Here is a 2,700-nt window from a genome sequence, read left to right on the forward strand (position 1 = left end):
CCACCAGCGGTGCCATCACTCCCGGCCAGCCGCGGACCCGCAATGCGGTTTCCTGCAGCATCGTCTTGTCCGTCACGAGCGGCAACAACTGCTTGGGCATGACTGCCCGCGACAGCGGCCAAAGACGGGTACCGGCACCGCCGGAGAGGATGACTGGGTAGATTTTCATGCGTTGGCTTTCTCGATTGACTTGTCGGTTTCTTCGGCTTGTTCCGTACGCCGGCTGCGACGGCGGTCGCGCGCGTTCACCCATTCGGATGAACCATATTCGGACGAGTGCTTCATCTCGCCGGCGCGGTCGATACTGTAGTCTTTGAAAACGATCATTTCATGTAATGTAACGTCGTTCAAAACGCGAGTGTACTCGAATAGCACACTGCGAACGACCTCGGCACCCGCGCAGATATGGCTGCCGTGGCCGATCCACGTCGGCCCGACGATCGTCGCGCCGGCCTCGATCTTGACGCCGGAGCCGATGTAGACCGGGCCCTTGATCGTCGTGCCGCGCCAGTCGATACTCGTGTTCAGACCGGTCCACAGGCCGGGCTCGATCTGGATGCCCGGCACGTCCATGTGGTTGACTTCGCCGGTCAGAACGTTCTGCAACACTTCCCAGTAGTCGCTGACGCTGCCGATGTCGAGCCAGTTGAACGGCCGGCCCTGGGCGTAGAACGGCATGCCCTTCTCGGCCAGCAGCGGGAATAGTTGCGAGCCGATGTCGAACTCGACGCCCGACGGGATCAGGTCGATCACTTCGGGCTCGAAGATGTAGATCCCCGTACTGATGAAATTCGAAAGCGCTTCTTCCTGCTTCGGCTTTTCCTGGAACTGGGTGATGCGCCCGGTCTTGTCGGTCACGACGACACCATAGCTCGACACCTTGTCCCACGGAACTTCCCTCGTGATGACGGACGCCATCGCCCCCTTGCGCCGGTGCTCGAGCAGCGCGGCCTTGAGGTCGAGGTCGATCAGTGCGTCGCCGCACAGGACGATGGTCGTGTCGTCGAAGAAACCGCCGAATTCCTGGATCTTCTTCATGCCGCCGGCCGAGCCGATCGGCACCGCGACGACTTCGCCATCTTCCTTCGTATAGCCTTCGAAGGAATAACCGATCTGAACGCCGAACTGCTCGCCCTCGCCGAAATATTCCTCGATCTTTTCGTGCAGGTGACTCACGTTCACCATGATCTCCGTCACGCCGTGCTTGCGCAGGTGCTCGATCAGGTAAGCCATCACGGGCTTGCCCAGCACGGGGATCATCGGCTTTGGCAGGTCGTAGGTCAGCGGACGTACGCGCGTCCCTTTGCCTGCAGCAAGAATCATCGCTTTCATGGTTCAGTCCTTAAGGGTTCATTTTGGGGTAGTTTGGTAGCGCCAGGAATCAGCGCACATTTGCGCGATGTCACGCTGTGCGGTCCATCCGAGTTCCTCGCGGGCTTTGGTGGGGTCGGCGTAGCACTTGGCAATGTCGCCTGGGCGACGATCCACGATCTGGTAGGGGATGGGCTTGCCGCAGGCCTTCTCGAAGGCGTGCACCATTTCCAGAACGCTGTTGCCGTTGCCGGTGCCGAGGTTGTAGGTGTGCAGGCCGGCGCCCTGCGCCAGCTTGTCCAGGGTCTTGACGTGGCCGATGGCCAGGTCGACCACGTGGATGTAGTCGCGCATGCCGGTGCCGTCCGGGGTCGGATAGTCGCCACCGAACACGGACAGTTTTTCACGCTGGCCGTTGGCGACCTGGGCGATGTAGGGCACCAGGTTGTTGGGGATGCCGTTCGGCTCCTCGCCGATCAGGCCGCTTTCATGGGCGCCGACCGGGTTGAAATAGCGCAGCAGGGCGATGCGCCAGTCCGGCTCGGCCTTGAACAGGTCGCGCAGGATGTCTTCGATCATCAGCTTGCTGCGGCCATAGGGATTGGTGGCCGACAGCGGGAAATCCTCCTTGATCGGCACCGAGGCCGGATCGCCGTAGACGGTGGCCGACGACGAGAACACGAGGGTCTTGCAACCGAATTTGGCCATCGTCTCGAACAGCGCGACGCTGCCGTACACGTTGTTGTCGTAGTAGCGCAGCGGCTGCGCCACCGATTCGCCCACGGCCTTCAGGCCGGCGAAGTGGATCACGGCATCGATCTTGTGTGCGGAAAAAACGGCTTCCATGCCCGCGCGGTCGCGGATGTCGCCTTCGACGAACACGAACGGCTTGCCGGTGATCTTCTGCACGCGATCCTGCACGGAACGAACCGCGTTGTAGAGGTTGTCGTACACAACCACGTCGTGGCCCGCGTTCTGCAGTTCGACCACGGTGTGCGAACCGATATAGCCCATGCCGCCAGTAACCAGAATCTTCATGAGTGCTCTTCTTTCTCAAAAATGTGTCGCCGCCGTGTCTCGGGACCGGCGCGCATCGTTATCGTCGGCGTCGGCCTTTGCCGCCGCCATCCCTGTTTGGTGTTTTGGTGGTACTGCCTCGCGGGCGCTATCGAGCGCCCTTCAACTCCTCTTCATCGTCAGGCCTGGCCGCGGATTTCCTTCGTCAGGACGTCCACGATGCGCTCCGCTGCCTTGCCGTCCCACAGGTGCGGCCGGCGGCCCTGCTTGCCCTCGCCGCGCAGGATCTTGCGCGTTTCAGCCAGGATCACGGCCGGGTCGGTGCCGGCCAGCACGTTCGAACCTTCGTCCACGGTCACCGGACGCTCCGTG

At 61.8% G+C, this 2,700-nt stretch carries 4 protein-coding genes; all 4 read right to left on the reverse strand.

Annotated features, from left to right (window positions below):
- On the reverse strand, positions 1-169 hold a 169-nt coding region (locus AC1DYX_RS30100), incomplete at its 3' end, for a sugar phosphate nucleotidyltransferase (RefSeq protein WP_477265740.1).
- Positions 166-1,332, reverse strand: coding sequence for a nucleotidyltransferase family protein (locus AC1DYX_RS30105; RefSeq protein ID WP_477265734.1), 1,167 nt, complete (start codon positions 1,330-1,332; stop codon positions 166-168). The genes AC1DYX_RS30100 and AC1DYX_RS30105, both read right to left, overlap by 4 nt.
- 18 nt (positions 1,333-1,350) lie before the next feature.
- Entirely contained in the window at positions 1,351-2,349 is a 999-nt protein-coding gene (galE, locus tag AC1DYX_RS30110; protein WP_477265736.1) for a UDP-glucose 4-epimerase GalE, read from the reverse strand.
- 158 nt (positions 2,350-2,507) lie between these two features.
- Positions 2,508-2,700, reverse strand: a 193-nt coding sequence (locus AC1DYX_RS30115; RefSeq protein WP_477265738.1) for a UDP-N-acetylglucosamine 2-epimerase, incomplete at its 5' end; no start/stop codon positions are given.

It is taken from the genome of Massilia sp. P2_C2, from assembly GCF_056404615.1.

What these genes read in the sequence shown, in the direction of transcription:
- galE (WP_477265736.1), bottom strand. Translation starts at nt 2,349, where the DNA reads ATGAAGATTCTGGTTACTGGCGGCATGGGCTATATCGGTTCGCACACC.
- AC1DYX_RS30105 (WP_477265734.1), bottom strand. Translation starts at nt 1,332, where the DNA reads ATGAAAGCGATGATTCTTGCTGCAGGCAAAGGGACGCGCGTACGTCCG.